The organism is Flavobacterium sp. UBA5153 (assembly GCA_002413745.1).
GTDB lineage: Bacteria > Bacteroidota > Bacteroidia > Flavobacteriales > Flavobacteriaceae > Flavobacterium.
Genome location: DHXP01000049.1, coordinates 1 through 14,910, shown reverse-complemented (window position 1 = coordinate 14,910; position 14,910 = coordinate 1). Strand labels below are relative to the sequence as shown.

The following is a 14,910-nucleotide window of genomic DNA, read 5'->3' as shown; positions in this document are numbered from 1 at the left end:
TGGCAAACACAAAATAAATTTTCATATTTTTAACAAAAAAACAAAATATGATAATTGTCATATTTTTAAAAAAAATAGTAAGGTATTTTTGTCAATTTAACTTTAAGGTATGAGTGTTATATATTTACTAATTTCCATCAGTATATTAGTTGCTATTGTCTTTTTTATTGCTTTTATAAGGGCGGTAAAGACGGGACAATACGACGATGATTACACTCCTTCCGTCAGAATGCTTTTTGACGATGAACTTATAACAGAGAATCCAAAATCAATACAAATAACCAAAGAAAAACAAATTTAATTATGGAAATGCAACAATTTTATTATGACAACAAAATTGTAAAGAAATTCATTTACGCAACCATCCTTTTTGGGGTTGTGGGGATGTCTGTAGGGCTATTAGAAGCCTTCTTTTATCTTTTCCCAAATATGACCGACGGAATTTCGTGGTTGAGTTATGGTAGATTGAGACCTTTACATACCAATGCGGTAATTTTTGCCTTTGTGGGAAATGCAATGTTTGCCGGAATCTATTATTCGCTCCAACGATTATTGAAGGCCAGAATGTACAGCGATTTTTTAAGCAATTTGAATTTTTGGGGTTGGCAATTAATTATTGTTGCGGCGGCAATTTCATTGCCATTAGGTTACAGTACTTCAAAAGAATATGCCGAATTAGAATGGCCTATAGATATTGCCATTGCATTAATCTGGGTGGTTTTTGGTATCAATATGATTGGTACAATTCTTAAAAGAAGAGAACGTCATTTATATGTTGCCATTTGGTTTTACCTTGCCACTTTCATAACTGTTGCTGTTTTACATATTTTTAATAGTTTAGAGTTGCCGGTAAGTGCAATGAAAAGCTATTCTGTTTATGCAGGGGTTCAGGATGCGCTAGTACAGTGGTGGTACGGTCATAATGCGGTTGCTTTTTTCTTGACCACGCCATTTTTGGGATTGATGTATTATTTCGTTCCAAAAGCGGCTAATCGACCAGTCTATTCTTATAGATTATCAATCGTACACTTTTGGTCATTGATTTTTATTTACATCTGGGCTGGACCGCACCATTTATTATATTCTGCTTTACCAACTTGGACACAGAATTTAGGAGTTGCCTTTTCAATAATGTTGATTGCTCCATCTTGGGGAGGAATGATAAACGGACTCTTAACTTTAAGAGGTGTTTGGGATAAAGTGCGTGTTGATCCGGTTTTAAAATTCTTCGTTGTGGCGATTACCGGTTACGGTATGGCAACTTTTGAAGGGCCAATGTTATCTCTAAAAAGTGTAAATGCTATTGCACATTATACAGACTGGATTATTGCCCACGTTCACGTTGGTGCATTAGCCTGGAACGGATTTATGTCATTTGGTATTATTTATTGGTTGATTCCAAGAATGACCAAAAGCACATTATATTCTACCAAATTAGCTAACTTTCACTTTTGGATTGGAACATTGGGAATCATACTTTATACGATTCCAATGTATGTTGCAGGGTTTACCCAAGCTTCTATGTGGAAACAATTTAATCCCGATGGAACATTAACTTATGGAAATTTCCTTGAAACCGTGACTCAAATTATGCCAATGTATTGGATGAGAGCTATAGGTGGAGTACTTTATCTTACAGGAATGTTGACCCTAGTTTATAATATTATTCAAACCGTAAGGGCAGGTTCTAAAATTGAAGATGAATTAGCCGAAGCTCCAGCCTTAGTAAAAATTAGCGCAGGTAGAGTAAAGGGCGAAAAATTCCATCCTTGGTTAGAAAGAAAACCTATTCAGTTAACAATTTTAGCTACAGTAGCAATCTTAATAGGAGGAGTTATAGAAATTATACCCACCATTATGATAAAATCGAATATTCCAACGATAGCCAGTGTAAAACCATATTCTCCGTTAGAATTGCAAGGTCGTGATTTGTACATTCGTGAAGGATGTGTAGGTTGTCACTCTCAATCCGTTCGCCCTTTCCGTAGTGAAGTAGAACGTTACGGACCACAAGCTAAAGCGGGAGAATTTGTTTATGACCACCCATTCCTTTGGGGTTCTAAACGTACTGGTCCAGATTTGGAGAGAGAAGGTGGAAAATATAATGATAATTGGCATTTTAATCACTTCTGGAGTCCACAAAGCATTTCAGCAGGTTCGATTATGCCAGCTTACAAATGGTTGTTTGCCAATGAAGCTATGGATATTTCATTGACAGAAAAGAAAATGAAAGCGATGCAGACTCTTGGTGTTCCTTATACGGATGAGCAGATTGCAAATGGACCGAAAGATTTGAGAGCGCAAGCAATGAAAATCGAAGAAAGTCTTAAAAATGATCCCGACTTTGTAAAAAGTTATGACAATAGCAAGAAAAAAGCCGAAGCAAGAGGAGAGAAATTTGTTCCAATGAATGAAAGAGAAGTCGTTGCGCTTATAGCTTATATTCAACGATTGGGGACTGATATTAAAGTAAAAGATAACAGCAAAAAACAGTAGTTATGTTCGAACAAATAAAACACAATTTAGAAACTATCGAAGGAATTGAGACTTATCCTATAATGGCTTTATTGATTTTCTTTGTTTTTTTTGTAGGACTTGGCATTTGGGTTATTTCATACAAGAAGGAAAAAATTGATGAATTGAGTCAAATTCCATTGAACGATTAATCAGATTATAAGTTATTGAATTGAAGATTTTCAATTCTGATAACTTTAAATCATTGTATAAAAATAAATAATAATCTTTTCCAGTTTCGACTCCCTCTCCTTTGGAGAGGGTCGGGGTAAGGAAACTATAAAACTAAAAAAAATGAAAAAATTAATCCCGGCATACATAAGAGTTCTTGTTGTTTTCTTCGCCGTTTTTGGTGCAATGGAATATTTTATTGACTCTGGAAGCCAACCCGCTTTTATAAAATTCCCGATGGTTTCCCTCTTTTTATTCGTGTTTCTTTTCCTTTTAATAGCGATTGAAATCACTATTAGTGCGGTAGATACTATTACCTATCAATTGCTTACGGAAGAACAAAAAGCAAAACTAAAGGAAGTTAGCACTGTTAGTTATAAAGAAAGCCAATGGTTCAAAAAACTGATGAAAGCTTTGACAAAATCAGAGCCAATTGAAAATGAAGGCCAATTATTATTGGATCATGATTATGACGACATCAAGGAATTAGACAACAGTTTGCCACCATGGTGGGTTTATTTGTTCTATGGTTGTATTATTTTTGCAGTAGTTTATCTTGTTCGATTTGAAGTTATGGGAGGAGATAACCAAGAAACGGAATTGAAAAAAGAAATGGCTCAAGCTCAAATTGCTATTGCCGAATACAAAAAAACAGCTCCGGATTTAATGGATGAAAAAACCGTTACTTTATTGACTAGTCCTGCTGATTTAGGTGCTGGGAAATCAATTTTTATGAAAAATTGTATTCCTTGTCACAGACCTGATGCCGGTGGTTTGATAGGTCCAAATTTAACGGATGATAATTGGATTTTAGGGGGTGGCATTAAAAATGTTTTCCACACCATTACAAATGGTGGTCGCGATGGTAAAGGTATGATTGCTTGGTCAAAAAGTGGAATGAAGCCAAAAGACATTCAACTTGTCGCGAGTTATGTTTTGTCATTGAAGGGAAGCAATCCAGTGAACCCAAAAGCACCAGAAGGAGAAATCTGGGTTGATCCAAGTGCGCCTACAAAAGTTGGTGCTGCTACCGCGAAATCAGATAGCATCACAGTAAAAAAATAGTGAATATTTTATTATATAAATAATGGATATACTTTCATAATCTTTGTCAAAGTTTATAACTTTGACAAAGATTATATGATTAAAAAAATATAACAATCAAAAGAAATGTCAAAAATTCCAGACGAAGCTTTTAGGGATACCATAGGGACAATTGATGAAGCAGGAAATAGGAAGTTTATTTTCCCAAAAAAACCTTCTGGTAGGTTTTATGACTACAGGAAGTGGGTAAGTTATTTCTTGTTGATTATTCTTATTGCAAATCCCTTTATAAAGATTAATGGCAATCAGTTTATGATGTTCAACGTTTTGGAACGTCGATTTAATATTTTTGGATTTCCGTTTTGGCCACAAGATTTCTACCTCTTCGTTCTTTTTATGATTGTTGGCGTAGTTTTCATTATCCTTTTTACAGTAATTTTCGGTCGAATATTTTGCGGATGGATTTGTCCACAAACCATATTCCTTGAAATGGTTTTCCGAAGAATTGAATATTGGATTGAAGGCGATCGTGGAGCCCAAATTCGATTGGAAAAACAAGAATGGAATGCCGAAAAAATCAGAAAGAAAGCAATAAAGTGGCTTGTTTTTTTATTGATTTCATTTTTTATTGCAAATATATTTCTGGCTTATCTTATTGGAAGTGACGAATTAATCAGAATGATTGAAGAAGGACCTGAAAATCACGTTAGCACCTTGATTTCATTGTCTATTTTTACTGGAGTTTTCTATTTTATTTTCGCTTGGTTTAGAGAGCAAGTTTGTATCATTGCTTGTCCTTACGGAAGATTGCAAGGGGTTTTATTGGACGATAAATCTATTAATGTTGCCTATGATTTTGTTCGGGGAGAAAAGGAATTGGGAAGGGCTAAATTCAACAAACAAGAAGATAGGGCCTCATCCGGAAAAGGCGATTGTATCGATTGTAAACAATGTGTAAACGTTTGCCCAACGGGAATTGACATCCGCAATGGAACTCAGCTGGAATGTATTAATTGTACCGCCTGTATTGATGAATGTGATGCCATAATGGAAGGCGTTGGATTGCCTAAAGGACTAATTCGATATGCATCTGAAGATGAAATTGAAAAAAAATCCAAATTCAAATTTACGGCTAGAATGAAAGGTTATAGTGCCGTATTGTTTATTCTTGTTGGAATATTGATTGGATTATTATTTTTACGTACCGAAGTAGAAGCCACCTTTTTGAGATTGCCGGGGCAATTATTTCAACATAAAGGCGATAATATCAGCAACATCTATACTTTTAAAATTATTAATAAAACCAATAATGATTTTGATGATATTCATTTCAAATTGGTTGGGATAAAAGGAACCCTAAAAGTAGTTGGTCAGCAAGATTTAAAAGTGCCAAAACAGGGGATGAAAAGCGGAACCATATTTATAGAAATCAACCAGAATTTATTGGAAAGCGACAAAACGAAGCTAAAAATTGAAGTTTACGATGGGAATAAAAAAATTGAAACCAGCCAAACCAGTTTTTTAAGTCCACAAAGTTTTGATTAATTTTTCAAGCTTTAAAAAATATATGAATGAGCAGAATCAAAGGTTTGGTTGCAAACACCAATAATGATTGCGAATTACATGCGACAGATAAAAACAATAAATATCAACACATGAAAATTAATTGGGGAACAGGAGTTGTAATTGCTTTTGCATTATTTATGACTTTCATTTTATATTTTGTTATCAAAGTCCAATCAGATTCCAAATATAACAATGAATTGGTTGTCGATGAATATTATAAACACGATGCCCATTTTGGAGATGAAATGGTAAGGGTTCAAAATGCTCAGGATTTAGCTCAAAAGCCCGTAATATCTAATGCTTCTGAGGGAGTTGCAATTATATTTCCAGAAGTATTTATTCCGAAAGATATCAAGGGAAAAGTATCTTTTTACAGGTCGTCTAACGAAAAACTAGATTTTGATGTTCCAATTTCACTTTCTGGTTCCTCTTTGCTCATACCTAAAAAAAGGTTGGTAGGCGGTCGCTGGGAAATCAATATGGAGTGGCAATACGGCGGCAAGCCCTATCTTACAAAAGAAACTATTTATATTAATTAGTCATAAAGTCGAAAGTTAAAAAGTCTAAAATAGAGTTTTTGTAACTTTTAATTTTTAAACTTTAGCTATGTTATACACGGCCTTTTTCTTCGGTTTAATCAGTAGTTTTCACTGCATTGGAATGTGTGGTCCTATTGCTATGATGTTGCCTGTGGACAGGAATAATCCAACCAAGAAAACCACTCAAATTATCACTTATCATTTGGGGAGATTGATGGCTTATGCTACAATTGGATTAATTTTCGGACTGGTTGGAAAAGGATTTTTTCTTGCCGGAATGCAACAAAAATTATCGATATTTATTGGTGTTGCGATGATCGCCATCATTTTAATTCCCGAAAAAGTTTTTGCAAAATACAATTTTTCAAAACCCATTTTCGTCTTGATTTCTAAAATCAAGACCACTTTGGGAAGCCAGTTTAAAAACAAGAGTTATAAATCATTATTCACAATTGGTTTGCTTAACGGCTTTTTGCCTTGCGGCATGGTTTATGTCGCTTTGTTTGGTGCTATTGCCATGCAAAGTGCCGGTCTTGGGGTTTTGTATATGATTTTGTTCGGATTAGGCACTGTTCCAATGATGAGCAGCGTGGTGTATCTCAATTCGTTTTTGACAAAATCTATTCGGAATAAAATTCAAAAAGTGATTCCTTACGTAGCCGTAATTATCGGAATATTATTTATTTTGAGAGGTTTAGGCTTGGGAATCCCTTACGTTTCACCAGCTAATATGAGTTTATTTGTACAGGAGCAGCCAAATTGTCATTAATAATTTTAAATAAAATTTTATGGAAAGACACGATTTAGTACACGAGTTTCCTGAATATCAGGAAAAGATACATCAGTTGAAAATTGACGACCCTCATTTTAGAGAATTATTTGATGAATATCATGAATTGGAACATGAAATCTACCGAATAAATACCGATGTAGAAATCACTACGGATGAATATCTACATTCTTTGAAAGCAAAGTTTCTTTATATTAAGGATGAGTTATTCTCAATGTTGGAGAACAATTAATTTATATGACTGTCCGCTAAGCGGACTATTATTATTTCAGACACGAATTTACTTCGTTTGTTCGACCTTTGGTCTCGGGTCACGAATTTGCACAAATTCAATATTGATTCGAATGTTTTATTTGAATAAAATTCGTGCTAATTTGTGAAATTCGTGTCTTGGGATTAGTAACGGATAGTGATTTTAATTTATTTTTTTAAATGGTCATCGAAAATAATTTCGTTTCGGGTGCTTTTCTTTTTAAACGCAAGTCAAATGCCATACAAATGTTGCGAACAAAAGGCTTTCCGGCATCAGTAACCTGAATACTGTCGTTTTCAATGATAACTAAACCATCATTCTCCATTTCTTTCAGTTGGATTAAAATTTCTGGAATTTCTTTAAAATAATTGGATTTATCTTTCCAGGAAGTTTCAAATTGGCACATTAAATTCAAAATATGCTTTCTGATAATGAGGTCTTCCTCAGTTAATAAATGCCCTCTAAAAATGGGTAATTTATCAGACTCCAATATTTTATAATACTCTTCCAAGGTCTTCACATTCTGGGCAAAACTATACCAACTATCGCTTATGGAAGATACGCCTAAACCAATCATCAATTGTGTTTTTGACGAACTGTACCCCATAAAATTGCGATGTAATATCTTATTCTCGAAAGATTTGTACAAACTATCAGTTTTCAGGGCAAAATGATCCATTCCTATTTCATAATACTCATTTTCGAATAATAAATCTTTTCCAACTTCATACAACATTCGTTTTACTTCGTCTTTTGGAATATCCTCATCATTGAATCCTCGCTGTCCACTTCCTTTTATCCATGGCACATGGGCATAACTATAAAACGCCAATCTATCAGGTTGTAAAGAATTTGTTTTTTCGATAGTATCAATTACATCTTCAATTTCCTGAAAAGGCAGGCCAAAAATAATATCGTGGCCAATGGAAGTATAACCAATTTCCTTTGCCCAAAACGTTACTTTTGCCACATTGTGAAAAGGTTGTTCGCGATGAATGGCTTTTTGAACTTTTTCAGAGTAATCTTGTACACCGAAACTAACTCTTCTGAATCCTAAATCGTATAATTTTTGCAAATGTGCTCGAGTTGTATTATTGGGATGGCCTTCGAAACTGAATTCGTGATCTTCGGCTTTCTCGGCATAGCAAAAAATACCATTTATTAAATCTTCTAGATTTTTTGTAGAGAAAAAAGTAGGTGTTCCCCCACCCAAATGAATTTCTTTTATAATGGGTTTTTCTTCAAGAATATTGCAGTATAAGGCCCATTCTTTCAAGACAGCCTCTATATAGGGGTTTTCGACATCGTGATTTTTAGTGATTCGTTTATTGCAACCGCAAAAAGTACACATGCTTTCGCAAAAAGGGAGGTGAATGTAAAGACTTAATCCTTCTTTGGAATTACTTTCTGCAAACGACTTTTTTAAAGTATCTATCCATGCCTGATAATCAAAATCAGCCTCATCCCAATATGGAACAGTAGGATAACTCGTGTATCTTGGTCCGGGAACATTGTATTTTTGAAGTATAGAATTTTTCATAAAAAGGCATTTATAATGTTCAAAAATAGTGAGCCTTTCTAAATATTAAAATGATAATTATCATATTCGCCTTTTATACACAAAAAAACCTCATTCGTAAGATTGTAATGAGGTTTTGTGTCTTGGGATTCTATATTTTTTATTTTTTTTTATGCTTGATTCAAACTTCTGACTTGTTTTAGTTTGTCTTTTAGAATCTCCATTTCCTCTTTGTGTTTTTCGATGTTTTTGCGGACTTCCAAGACTATGGAATTTTCCTTTTTTGCATTTCTGGTATTGGCAAAAAACTGGATATTATTTTCCAATTGAAAAATTTCATTCTTGATTTCATCAATTTTGCGCATCAAGAAAATCTTTTCGTTTTCCAGTTTTCTGGTATCATTATTTTCTGATAAATTATCCATTCTGTTGGAAAAACGCATCATTTCACTGTCTTTTTTGCTCAAGCTTAATTTTTCGAACAGGGCATCGAGAACTTTATTAAACTTGCCTTCGATATGTCTTCTGGGAAAAGGGACTCTTCCAAAGTTTTTCCAGGTTTCGATATGTGATTTTATGGCATCCAAGTCGGTTTTATGGTCGCCAGTTAACTGAAATTCTCTCAGGGTTTCCAAATAGGCTTTCTTTTTATCGAAAGCTTCCACTTCCTCACCGTTTTCCTCGCTTTTTTGCTCTTTTAATTTGTCAAAATAATGATTGCAAGCCTCCTTAAATTCTGCCCATATTTTATCCGAATATTTTCTTGGAACGTGGCCAATTTGTTTCCACTCCTCTTGAATTTTCTTCATTATGGGAGTAGTGGCCGCAAAATCTAGACTTTCCTGCAATTCTTTTGCTTTGGCAACGAGAGCCTTTTTTTTGTTTAAATTGTCGTTTTGATCTTTTTTAATGTCTTTATAAAATGAATTTTTAAAAGAATTAAAATTCCTTACGGCAGTTTTAAAAGCAGTCCAAGTTTCCTCATTAACCTCTGACGGGACTTTTCCGGCAGAGAAAAAAGCAGTTCGCAAAGCTTCCACTTTTTCTATTTGACCCAACCACTGTGAATGGGCATTTACTTTTTCGGTTGCCAAGACTTCAATTTTGGCGACAATTTCTCTTTTCTTTTCTAAATTTTCAAGTTCGGTTCCTCTTAAATTTTCAAACAAAACTTCGCGTTTGTCGTGCATTTGTTTAGTCAAATCGCTAAACTTATTCCATATCTCGTCACGATGTTCTCTTGAAACAGGACCGATATCCTCTTTCCAGATTTTATGTAAATCTTGTAATTCTCTAAAGGCTTTGTTTATATCAGCTTCATTGACTAATTCTTCGACACGTGCCACAATTTTTTGTTTTTGCTCTAAATTGTGTTTAAAATCAAGGTCTCGAGCCTCTCTGTCCAAGTGTAAATAATCATAGAAGTTTTCTACATGAAAATGATAATTGTTCCAAACGTGATTGTATTTGTCTTTTGGAATTGGCCCCGCATTTTTCCATCGCTCCCTTAAATCATTGAAATGTTTTAAGGTATCTTTGATGTTTTCCTGCGGATTGATTAGCTCTTTCAATTCCTCGACAATTGACAATCTGTTTTCCAAATTTGATTTCAGATTGGTTTGCAAACTTTTGAAATGTGTATTTTTATTATCCCTGAACAAGGAGTAATATTGGTCAAACTTAGTTTTTAACGGAGAATGATACTGAAATTCTTCGGTTGTGTCTGGATTTTCGGCAATAAATTCTTCTTTTTTCTCTTCTAAAAGATGATAATATTTTGCCAAAAATGACTTTTTAATTTCTTCTACGTGATCCTTTATCGACATCACTTTTTCATTGGTGACCAAATTTTTCAATTCGTCCACAAGTGATTCCAAAGACAAGGTGTCGTAATCCAGCATCGGGATATCGTGACGATTTTTTAGGGTTTCGTCTTCGCTTTCCTCGGCATTGGTGTCGGCAATGGCGTCTATTGCGGTTTTATTTTTGGTTTCAACCAGAGTATCGGCCTCTGCCAATTGCTTCGCCTGTTCGCTATCGCTCGGGTCTCCATCGGTGAGTGTTGCATTATTCTCTTCTGCTAGCTCGGCTATTTCGCTACTGCTTGATTCAACTATTTCAATTTCTTCCAAAACAGGAGTTTCAGAATCTACTGGGGTTTGATTTTTGGGTTCAATAGTAGCTTCGGTTTCTGTCAATTGCTTCGCCTGTTCGCTATCGCTTGAGTCTTCATCAGAAACCGTCTCGACAGTTTCGGCCATTTCTACGGAAATTTCGCTGTCGCTAGGTTCAACTGTTTCGGCTTCTTCTAAAATTTCTGTTTCGATTTGGATCATTTCAAGCGAATTGTTTGCTAAATTTCCATCTGCTTCAAGCAGGTTATCAGTCTTTTCTTCTAACATTTTTTCAATGTGTAAGGGTTCAATTTTTTTTCGAATGCGAAAGATAGTGAAGGTGCTTCAAAATTCAAAATAAATCCCTTATTTATAGTCATTTTATGTGTGAAAGTGTTTTTTTTGGGAGCTATTTCCTGCTATCCGCTGTATCTTTTTTGTTCGCCGAAAATGGCGAACAAAAAAGGATGCCGCTGCTATCAGGGCTAGAATCCTGATAAATAACTGTATTTCCTGCTGAAGATGAATGTGTTTTAAATGAAAAACCACTCGTTAAGAATGGCTTATTTATTCGTGTTTGTAGGAATGGATTGCAAATCCTCACTATTTTGTTTTTTCGTGAATGAATTTATTTTTCTGGATTAAGTTTATTCTGGTAGGGATTTTGAATAGAATAGTATTCAAAAAAAATGGCGAGTAGCCATAAATACTTTTTTTGGGATAACGTTTGGCCGCTTGGCGATGTGGCGGATTAAGGAAGCCTTAACTTTCGGTTAATGACTAATTTTCCAAGCACAAAACCATCTTTAAATTAAGCCTAAAACCCGCCATATTGCCAAACGACGGTTAGCCGTTCGGTTTTTTTTATTCAATGTTGAGTGTTACTAATAATTCGTTCTATGAAGATATGCAGACCAACTTTCAATATCAAGATTTTCTATGTTTTCAGAAACAAAATTTATTCCATCTTCTGTTAAAATTCCGCATAACTCAAATGGTCCCATTTCAAAATATTTATGAAGTATAGCAGGAACAAGATGAGAGTTTTTGAAGATTACTTTACAATTTTCATTATCATCAAATTTTTTTTCAAAATGGTTTTCAGACATTAAAATATTTTTATTCTCAACGTTTTTAGTCGAAATCATTACTGCTATAAAATCAGGAAAATAGTATTCTTTAATAAATACCATATAGTGTCCTCGGTTTTTATGATTTGTAATTCCTTTAAGAATATAACCTGGTTTACAATTTTCTATCTTAATTAATTTCATATTAAAATTATAGAGATTTCAATAATATATTACTATGTTTAATATTTGTTGAATGAATAACAAAATCTTTGTGGTAATAAAATTGATTTATAGCTTGATCATAATTTATAATTTGAAATCCAAGTTTTCTGTCTAAATAGTTTGCTTTTGTATTATTATAGTCTACAACTGACAATACATTTTTAACGCCTTTAACTTTTAATAGTTTAAAGATTGCTATTGATGCTTCGAATGCTATTCCATTCCTCCAATAATCTTCACTTATTAATATTTCGGTTATCAAATTTTCATTGTTAATTTCTACCTGTCCATTCATTGTATAAGCACCATCTAATATTATATTTCTCAATCCTATAGCTTTTGAATTTTCTTTTAACTCAATTATAAACATTATGATACCGTTGTCAAGATTTTGAAATGTTTTTATTCTTTTGCTCTGATGTATGCAAAATTCTCGAAAATCAGTAAACACATCACAATAATTTTCAACATTGGTAGATTTACTGTAGATCTCGAATAAATCCTGCGCTGTTTTAAGATTAATTTTGAAGGGATATATTTTTAATCTTTCTGTTTCAATTATTAAATCCTCGTTTAATATATCTTTAATTATATTCATATTTTAAATAATTATGGATTGTGTTTTCTTATTAATATGATACTATATATGTCCTTTTGACTCATAATATTATCAAGTTTTATTTTCTTAAGAAGTGTAGTTGTATTTTATAAAATTGTGATATATCAGAAAAAATTAATCGAACATAATTCCTCCATCTAAAAAATCTAAATTAAATGTTTTGCATTTGGGACAAAAGTTTTTACTTTTTTTAAAATATTTACCGCTCCAACTATGAGTACCGATATTCTCATCCTTAATGAACATCTTAGACTCATAATATGGAACATATATTTCATTAATCTTTTCAATTTCTATATTGCGATGAAAGAAAAAAAGATATTGCTGTTTTATTTTTACTTTTTTGATTTCAGCATATAGATTAATTTGCTCTACGTTGTTTGTAATAATATTCCAAGCAGGTGCTCCAAAATGTGTTAAATGATTTAATCTGCCACCTCCTACAGAAATCGATTCTGTTTTGTAACCACATTTTTTACATATTGGTATAATAGTAAATCCCATGTTTTATGATTTTAAATAATTATTTATTTTCTCCATTTTTTCATGCATTGGAGAATGATTTAATATATTTCTCTTTACGAGTTCTTCTTCTAAAGCTAATTGTTCCATATTGTCGCAATTATCTATATCTGATGTTTGATATTTATGAATTAATGTTTCATTAGATAAATATTGAAACCTATGTTTTGCATCGTTATATTTTGCTAATGATGATTTTGCATTTTCAATTATTGTTTTATTTTCTTTATCTTCTTCAATTTTTTTTGAAATGTGTTGAACTGTAGATGAATTTTTAATTTGATCAATGACGTAACCAAAAAACCAACCAATTAAAGCACCATTTACTAATCCCATAAGCGCATAAGCTATTGGTTGACTATCTCTATAACTACTATCAGAATTAATTAAGCCAATAATAATACCAATAATTGAGAAAATCCACCAAGTTGTGTGAGCAATTTTTTGATTATTTTTTTCCATATTTTAGCTATTATGCGATGTTATTTATTTTATGGTTTCTTTAAAATTCTCTAATAATGAGATCATATTAGTATAATAATTCGTAATAAAAATCAATTATATAAATTTTTATCAATAATTTCTTCAATTATTGTTACTTCATTATCTTTTTCAAACTGCAACTTCAAATGAGTGAAGTTTCTTAAAATATCTTTAGCTTCATTTATTTGTCGTTGTCCATCCATTTCCGAAACTTTATACGTATAAATTTTATTAAACTTTAATGAAAAAATCTTATATATTATTTCTATCTTAAAAGAATCATTCATAAAATAAATAAAATGAGTAATTTTATCATCGTTAATAGATAATTTGTCGGTTTGAATTACAACACATCTTTTATCATCATCAATATCTTCTACTGAACACGATACATTGTTTTGCATGTAACTATTAATAATTGTATCAATAAAAGGCTTAAATTTCTTTCTGATATCATTTGCTTCGATTTGATTTTCTGGTTTGGAGCTATACATTAAGAATTTAATAATAATGATAACAACTATTGCAATAATTGTAAAAGTAATCATAACGTTGTAATTTAATTCACTTAAAATTAAGTGAGGGTTAGATAATAAAAATTTTATTTTTCTTGTTCAAATTTATTAATATGATTTTGTCTTAATATAAGATGTTTTCATATTTCAGTTTGATTTTATATTATTGGTTGCTATATATTTTGAGTTGTGCTAAACGTGATTTATTAAAGTAGGTTGCATTAAGAATCCTAAATTGTGCTTTGCAATTACAAAAACAACTTTGAAATAAGCCCAAACCACGCCATTGATGCCAAACTGCTGTTGAAGTTAGTTATTATTCTAAATCACTTTGAGCAAAAATTAAACACGGGAGCATTAAAATTAACACTTTAATTATTTTATTCATATTGTTGTTTTTTAATTGGTTAGGTTTTTAGGGTGTCGCACAACGTTTGGCCGCTTGGCGATGTGGCGGATTAAGGAAGCCTTAACTTTCGGTTAATGACTAATTTTCCAAGTACAAAACCATCTTTAAATTAAGCCTAATCCCGCCATATTGCCAAACGACGGTGTGTGCCCTGCATAAGCAGGACACACTCTGTAAGCTCGAAGAAAAATTCGAAAATACAAATTTCGGATTAAGAATCCAACTTATGGAGTGTTATTTTTCCAGAGGGTGCAAGTCCCTTATGAGCGGATTGAAAACCCGAATCATTAGTACGTCGCAAGGTTGTCAATCGTGAGGTGGGAACTGAAGGAAGCGAAACGACAAAGTCCGGTACTGACGAACAGAAACGGCATAAGAGGCTGATATACGAGGATAAGCAAGCACACCATTGCAACGTCCGAAGATTACCAAAATCGTATTTCAGTAGATGCCGCAGGGATTGGACAAAGGAAAAAGCTTTTACCAGGGGAGGTCTTCACAACCACGTGTGGTTAAGTGAAGAAGTCAGCCGAGGTCATAGTACTTGTGGCAACGAG

15 protein-coding genes are annotated in these 14,910 nt (G+C 33.0%); 8 read left to right on the top strand and 7 right to left on the bottom strand.

Annotated features, from left to right (window positions below; genetic code table 11):
* Positions 1 to 109: 109 nt before the first annotated feature.
* The 8 genes from ccoS to B2145_RS09725 all read left to right on the top strand — a co-directional run bounded on the left by ccoS (position 110) and on the right by B2145_RS09725 (position 6,856).
* Positions 110 to 301: a cbb3-type cytochrome oxidase assembly protein CcoS gene (ccoS, locus tag B2145_RS09760; RefSeq protein WP_291101655.1), complete on the top strand. Its 192-nt coding sequence runs from the start codon at positions 110 to 112 to the stop codon at positions 299 to 301.
* A gap of 2 nt (positions 302 to 303) precedes the next feature.
* Positions 304 to 2,496 (top strand): cytochrome-c oxidase, cbb3-type subunit I, encoded by a 2,193-nt coding sequence (ccoN, locus tag B2145_RS09755; RefSeq protein WP_291101633.1) that lies wholly within the window; start codon positions 304 to 306, stop codon positions 2,494 to 2,496.
* 2 nt (positions 2,497 to 2,498) lie between these two features.
* On the top strand, positions 2,499 to 2,666 hold the full coding sequence (locus B2145_RS09750; RefSeq protein WP_291101631.1) for a CcoQ/FixQ family Cbb3-type cytochrome c oxidase assembly chaperone: 168 nt from the start codon (positions 2,499 to 2,501) through the stop codon (positions 2,664 to 2,666).
* A 142-nt stretch (positions 2,667 to 2,808) separates the two neighbouring features.
* A complete protein-coding gene (locus B2145_RS09745; RefSeq protein WP_291101628.1) occupies positions 2,809 to 3,750 on the top strand; it encodes a cbb3-type cytochrome c oxidase N-terminal domain-containing protein in 942 nt (313 codons plus the stop codon).
* A 105-nt stretch (positions 3,751 to 3,855) separates the two neighbouring features.
* Positions 3,856 to 5,274 (top strand): cytochrome c oxidase accessory protein CcoG, encoded by a 1,419-nt coding sequence (gene ccoG / locus B2145_RS09740; protein WP_291101625.1) that lies wholly within the window; start codon positions 3,856 to 3,858, stop codon positions 5,272 to 5,274.
* Between the two features lie 110 nt (positions 5,275 to 5,384).
* Positions 5,385 to 5,834 (top strand): FixH family protein, encoded by a 450-nt coding sequence (locus tag B2145_RS09735; RefSeq protein ID WP_291101736.1) that lies wholly within the window; start codon positions 5,385 to 5,387, stop codon positions 5,832 to 5,834.
* Between the two features lie 67 nt (positions 5,835 to 5,901).
* Positions 5,902 to 6,603 carry a sulfite exporter TauE/SafE family protein gene (locus B2145_RS09730; protein WP_291101622.1) on the top strand — a complete coding sequence of 234 codons (702 nt, stop codon included), beginning with the start codon at positions 5,902 to 5,904 and terminating at the stop codon, positions 6,601 to 6,603.
* Between the two features lie 19 nt (positions 6,604 to 6,622).
* On the top strand, positions 6,623 to 6,856 hold the full coding sequence (locus B2145_RS09725) for a YdcH family protein (protein ID WP_291101619.1): 234 nt from the start codon (positions 6,623 to 6,625) through the stop codon (positions 6,854 to 6,856).
* A gap of 196 nt (positions 6,857 to 7,052) precedes the next feature.
* Here the strand turns inward: B2145_RS09725 and hemN are convergent, their stop codons facing one another.
* The 7 genes from hemN to B2145_RS09690 all read right to left on the bottom strand — a co-directional run bounded on the left by hemN (position 7,053) and on the right by B2145_RS09690 (position 13,977).
* Positions 7,053 to 8,417 carry an oxygen-independent coproporphyrinogen III oxidase gene (hemN, locus tag B2145_RS09720; protein ID WP_291101616.1) on the bottom strand — a complete coding sequence of 455 codons (1,365 nt, stop codon included), beginning with the start codon at positions 8,415 to 8,417 and terminating at the stop codon, positions 7,053 to 7,055.
* 149 nt (positions 8,418 to 8,566) lie between these two features.
* Positions 8,567 to 10,798, bottom strand: a complete 2,232-nt coding sequence (locus B2145_RS09715) for a DUF349 domain-containing protein (RefSeq protein WP_291101613.1) — start codon at positions 10,796 to 10,798, stop codon at positions 8,567 to 8,569.
* 596 nt (positions 10,799 to 11,394) lie between these two features.
* A complete protein-coding gene (locus B2145_RS09710) occupies positions 11,395 to 11,784 on the bottom strand; it encodes a hypothetical protein (protein WP_291101610.1) in 390 nt (129 codons plus the stop codon).
* 7 nt (positions 11,785 to 11,791) lie between these two features.
* Complete coding sequence (locus tag B2145_RS09705) at positions 11,792 to 12,403, bottom strand: GNAT family N-acetyltransferase (RefSeq protein WP_291101607.1); 612 nt, start codon at positions 12,401 to 12,403, stop codon at positions 11,792 to 11,794.
* Between the two features lie 135 nt (positions 12,404 to 12,538).
* The gene (locus tag B2145_RS09700) at positions 12,539 to 12,928 is read right to left on the bottom strand and encodes a hypothetical protein (protein WP_291101603.1); all 390 of its coding nucleotides are present in this window, start codon (positions 12,926 to 12,928) and stop codon (positions 12,539 to 12,541) included.
* 3 nt (positions 12,929 to 12,931) lie between these two features.
* The gene (locus B2145_RS09695) at positions 12,932 to 13,408 is read right to left on the bottom strand and encodes a hypothetical protein (protein ID WP_291101600.1); all 477 of its coding nucleotides are present in this window, start codon (positions 13,406 to 13,408) and stop codon (positions 12,932 to 12,934) included.
* 92 nt (positions 13,409 to 13,500) lie between these two features.
* Positions 13,501 to 13,977 (bottom strand): hypothetical protein, encoded by a 477-nt coding sequence (locus tag B2145_RS09690; protein WP_291101597.1) that lies wholly within the window; start codon positions 13,975 to 13,977, stop codon positions 13,501 to 13,503.
* Between the last annotated feature and the right edge of the window lie 933 nt (positions 13,978 to 14,910).

Excerpts from the sequence above, each read along its gene's own strand:
- ccoS (WP_291101655.1), top strand. The coding sequence starts at position 110 with ATGAGTGTTATATATTTACTAATTTCCATCAGTATATTAGTTGCTATT.
- ccoN (WP_291101633.1), top strand. The coding sequence starts at position 304 with ATGGAAATGCAACAATTTTATTATGACAACAAAATTGTAAAGAAATTC.
- B2145_RS09750 (WP_291101631.1), top strand. The coding sequence starts at position 2,499 with ATGTTCGAACAAATAAAACACAATTTAGAAACTATCGAAGGAATTGAG.
- B2145_RS09745 (WP_291101628.1), top strand. The coding sequence starts at position 2,809 with ATGAAAAAATTAATCCCGGCATACATAAGAGTTCTTGTTGTTTTCTTC.
- ccoG (WP_291101625.1), top strand. The coding sequence starts at position 3,856 with ATGTCAAAAATTCCAGACGAAGCTTTTAGGGATACCATAGGGACAATT.
- B2145_RS09735 (WP_291101736.1), top strand. The coding sequence starts at position 5,385 with ATGAAAATTAATTGGGGAACAGGAGTTGTAATTGCTTTTGCATTATTT.
- B2145_RS09730 (WP_291101622.1), top strand. The coding sequence starts at position 5,902 with ATGTTATACACGGCCTTTTTCTTCGGTTTAATCAGTAGTTTTCACTGC.
- B2145_RS09725 (WP_291101619.1), top strand. The coding sequence starts at position 6,623 with ATGGAAAGACACGATTTAGTACACGAGTTTCCTGAATATCAGGAAAAG.
- hemN (WP_291101616.1), bottom strand. The coding sequence starts at position 8,417 with ATGAAAAATTCTATACTTCAAAAATACAATGTTCCCGGACCAAGATAC.
- B2145_RS09715 (WP_291101613.1), bottom strand. The coding sequence starts at position 10,798 with ATGTTAGAAGAAAAGACTGATAACCTGCTTGAAGCAGATGGAAATTTA.
- B2145_RS09710 (WP_291101610.1), bottom strand. The coding sequence starts at position 11,784 with ATGAAATTAATTAAGATAGAAAATTGTAAACCAGGTTATATTCTTAAA.
- B2145_RS09705 (WP_291101607.1), bottom strand. The coding sequence starts at position 12,403 with ATGAATATAATTAAAGATATATTAAACGAGGATTTAATAATTGAAACA.
- B2145_RS09700 (WP_291101603.1), bottom strand. The coding sequence starts at position 12,928 with ATGGGATTTACTATTATACCAATATGTAAAAAATGTGGTTACAAAACA.
- B2145_RS09695 (WP_291101600.1), bottom strand. The coding sequence starts at position 13,408 with ATGGAAAAAAATAATCAAAAAATTGCTCACACAACTTGGTGGATTTTC.
- B2145_RS09690 (WP_291101597.1), bottom strand. The coding sequence starts at position 13,977 with ATGATTACTTTTACAATTATTGCAATAGTTGTTATCATTATTATTAAA.